This window comes from Allobosea sp., from assembly GCF_030695125.1.
Taxonomy (GTDB): Bacteria; Pseudomonadota; Alphaproteobacteria; order Rhizobiales; family Beijerinckiaceae; genus Allobosea.
In genome coordinates, this window is the sequence record NZ_JAUYTP010000041.1 from 1 (window position 1) to 1,000 (window position 1,000).

A 1,000-nucleotide genomic window follows, 5' to 3' on the forward strand; every position below is an offset into this window, starting at 1 on the left:
TTGCCGATCGCCCAGCTTCCGCCCAGCGCCTCATTCACGCGCACGACCGGCACGTCCTTCACCAGCGCAACCTCGTAGATCTTGGCGATGTAGTCGGACAGCGGGTAGGCGAACGAACCGTCATCGGCATCGGGGACCGGCGTGTGCAGCAACGGGTCGCACGTTCCACTGAACCGCCAATTGTCGACCCAGGTGGCGAGGTTCGTCGCATACTCGGCCGGGGTCGTGAAGACATCAGGGTCGGTCGTCTTCGGGATGCGCATCTCATTCTTGCCGCACCCGCCGATAGCGCAACACGCCACGCCCGACAGGAACTTGCTCATAGAGCCGGCGGCGTATTGCTGCGTCTCGTTGAAGAAGGCTTCCAGCCGCGCGCCCGAGACGCTGGCATTCCAGAACTTCAACTGCTTGACGGCGCTGTCATAGGCATCGATGCCCATGAACCGGACCGCCGAGGCCTCCCAGGCGATCGTGATGACGTGCGGCCCGGGAGAAGTCGTCGTCAGCAGCGCAAAGCGCGTGCCAGTCGTGCCGTCCACCACCAGAGGCGTCTCGGCGTTGACGCGGGCATTGAACCGCATCGAATTGTTATCGAAGTGCAGCAGGCCATAGGCGTTCTTAGGCTCTACCGGCGTGAAGGTCAGCCCCTCGCCGCTGGCGTCGGCCTGCCACATGGATCCCCCGATGCTGGCGGGCGTGGTCGTCGTCCCGGTGGACGCCCATCGATCGTCGCCGGGGATCATATTACCCGTGCCGATCAGACTGTCCCATGTGGCATAGGGCACGAAGCCGTTGGACCGCAGAAGTCGCGCCAGTTGCGGCAACCAGCCGTTCTGGAAATCCGTTCCGAGGCCGGCGCCCTTAGCACGATCCGTGCTGTCCCCCTGCGCGACGATTGCAGCGTCTGCGGTCTGGTTGATGACGTTCCGCAGCCCGGTTCGCAGGTTGACCGTGTTCGAAGCCTTCAGGTTGAAGATCGACGACACCCCACCCGTGCCAA

The 1,000-nt window shown here is 63.8% G+C and carries 1 protein-coding gene; it reads right to left on the minus strand.

Annotated features, from left to right (window positions below; genetic code table 11):
- A partial coding sequence (locus Q8S38_RS16075) for a hypothetical protein (RefSeq protein WP_305681393.1) occupies nt 1-986 on the minus strand: 986 nt, incomplete at its 3' end.
- Between the last annotated feature and the right edge of the window lie 14 nt (nt 987-1,000).